1 protein-coding gene and 1 pseudogene are annotated in these 2,631 nt (G+C 71.3%); both read right to left on the bottom strand.

Annotated elements, in window-relative coordinates:
• Positions 1–80 precede the first annotated feature (80 nt).
• Positions 81–2,135: a hypothetical protein gene (locus KPF47_RS36615; protein ID WP_224392957.1), complete on the bottom strand. Its 2,055-nt coding sequence runs from the start codon at positions 2,133–2,135 to the stop codon at positions 81–83.
• A pseudogene (locus KPF47_RS36610) lies at positions 2,132–2,631 on the bottom strand (hypothetical protein); the annotation flags it as partial. The gene KPF47_RS36615 and the pseudogene KPF47_RS36610, both read right to left, overlap by 4 nt.

Below are 2,631 nucleotides of genomic sequence, written 5' to 3'. Positions count from 1 at the left end.
ACGCTCGATGCCGTCTGGCTCATCGCCTTCTCCTCCTCGGTCGTACCCGGTGCACCGGGCCCCGCTCGCGCGGGGCACGGTCAGCGCAGGCGCCGCGGCGCCTGGTTCGGGGCCCGCACCGGCGCCGGCCCGGGTGCAGATGGAGCGGTCGGCTTCGCCTCCGGCGACGGGCGGGATGTCGATGCCTCCGGGGGGCGGTGGGCGAGATCAGCCCGCAGAGCACCCGCTGTCGGGACGTCGTCGTGCTCGGCCTGGGCTACCGCACGCTCCAGCTCGGCCCGGCCGATCTGATCGTGCGCGGGCTCCGGGACCACGCTCGACGGGCCGGGTTCGGTGGGCCCGGGCTGCGGCTGCTTCTGATCGGCGGCGGCGGGCGCGGTCTCGATCTGGGCGGTCGGCGCCTCGCTCGGCGAGGTGCCGTTGAGTTCGAGCCACGTCTGGCCCGGGTCATCAGAATGGAGAATCGCCTCGATGTAATGGTCGTCGGCGACGGTGCCGGCTCCCCGCGACATCTCCAGCTGCTCGCGCTCCACGGCGTTGGTGGGATCCAGCTCGCGGATCACGAACGGTGTCTCCGGGACACCGTCGCGGGCCGGGCTGGTCACCGGCAGCGCCGGTTCACCGAGTTCGCTCAGCGCCTCCATCCGCTCGGCGTACGCGCGGTCCTGCTCCTCGATCTCCTCCTCGACGCTGACGCGTGCACGAACCGATTCCTCGAGGTCGACGCCGTGCCGCACGATCGTCTTCACATAGGCGGCCGGGAACATAGCCTTCTGCACCCGGGTCTCAGGAACCTGCGCCAGCTGCGGGCCAAAATCGACGCCCTCGGCCTTCCACCCCAGGACCTGCTTGGCCAGGCCGGGCCAGGTCCGGCACCCGATCACTGCATCCACGGTCGCAGGCGACAGATAGGTGCGCATCATCCACTCGGCCGGGCTGAAGTCCACCCCGGTGCGGCCAAGTCCCACCTCGGCCTCAGCCTGCTCGCGGTCCGATTCCGGGTTCTTTTCCGACGCCGTGGCCGACTCCGCCCGGTTCCTGACCACAACACTTAGGTAGGACAGAGGCTCGCGAGCGTTGCTGATCGGTTCCCCGGGCAGGTCGCTGAGCAACGCTGCGACGTCGTGGCCGTCGCTGCGCAGGTCGCACAGCTGGGCGTACAAGCGTGGGTAGGCAGATGCGTCGTAGATCGTGCTGGGCTCGATGCCGGCAGAGTCGAGCCCAGTCCGCAGCGCCTCCTCGACGTGACGGGCCACCGCGGGGTCGATCGGATCCGAGTCAACGACATGGACCCGATCGCGCAGCGCAACAGCTTGGCTGTAGAGCTTCTGCGCAAGACCGTCGGGGTTCTGCGCGTGGAACTCGCGCAGCTCGTCGGTCAGCAACGTCCCGAAGACCTCCTCCATCTCGTGACCGCGGTCCTCCATCCCACGCAACAGCGCCGCCAGACGGTCGACCTCGCGGAAGCTGAGGGTGCCGTCGTCGAGCTGGGCCGGGGTCAGGACCGAGCGGACGAGATCCGGGTCGTCCGGCCATGCCTGGACCAGGCTGTGGGCCATCCGCACGCGCAGCTGCTCAGGTACCTCGCGGACCTCGGTGCGCGCGTGCTCGGCCCGTTGATGTCCGTAGGCGCCCAGGCTCCCCAGGTCCTTGAGCGTGCGCTGCTGGCCGCGGATTACCTCGTCGCGCAGCTGCACTGCGGTCTCGCGATCAGGAACCACCACGAAGATCGACAGCGACTTGTCACCGTAGGACCCGTAGCCGTGAAGGCCCCATGCGCCCCGAGTACCCGACGGCGAGTCGGCGGGCATCGGCCCCATCGTGGTGTGGACCGTCCACCCGAACTGTGCTTCATCACTGGTCCGGTACTCGACCCCCTCGACGCCGGCTTCCGCGGCCGCGCGGAACGCCGCCTCGTCAGCTGCGGCCATCGCCCGCACCCGCGGGTCAGAGTCGATGCTGTACTGCTGGCTGGCCCGTGCGGCAGCGCGTTCCAGGCTCCACGCCCGCTGGTCGAGTTCCATCCGGCGCTGGCGCAGCAGGTTCGCCACGGCGAGCGCCGTCTGCGTCCACGCCTGGGTCTGCTCGCGACCAATCCCCAGCAGCGGGACGTCCTGCTCCATCTGTCCACTCATCGGTCCCTCCCTCGTCTCGGCCTACTCCCGCCAGCCGCCGGCACCGGCCCGGTCGCCGACCGCGGGCGCAGCCGGGGCTGTGAGCTCTGCGGTCCCGGATCGGACCGGCCGGACGCCCCCTGGCGCGGTTCGGTCGGCTCCAGACCACGTGCACCGGGCTCCGGCACAGCCGGCGAGACAGCACCGGCCATCGCGGGCATCGCCTGGCGCAGCTCGGTGTGGCTGCGCTCGGCCGCACGGGCCTGCGCCAACCGCGACTGCGCCAACCGCAGCTCAACGACCTCGGCAACCAACGTGGTCAACGCCCGCGCCAGCCGCGCCGCGTCGCCCTCCCCACGCCGGCCGACCGTGCGGATCGCGCCGAGCCGCCACGCCGACTGCCGCAACGACACCGCCGTCGGTGACCACTCCGACGGCAACACCCGCCCCGGAACCCGGGTCGCCCGATCGAAATCGTCGCCCGCCCGGCGCAGCGCCGCACCGCCCACCACACCCT

Origin of the sequence: Pseudonocardia sp. ICBG1293, assembly GCF_020131355.1 — a bacterium.
Classification (GTDB): domain Bacteria; phylum Actinomycetota; class Actinomycetes; order Mycobacteriales; family Pseudonocardiaceae; genus Pseudonocardia.
This window is presented reverse-complemented; position numbering and strand designations above follow the sequence as displayed.

Coding starts and splice junctions, on each gene's coding strand:
- KPF47_RS36615 (WP_224392957.1), bottom strand. CDS start 2,135: ATGAGTGGACAGATGGAGCAGGACGTCCCGCTGCTGGGGATTGGTCGC.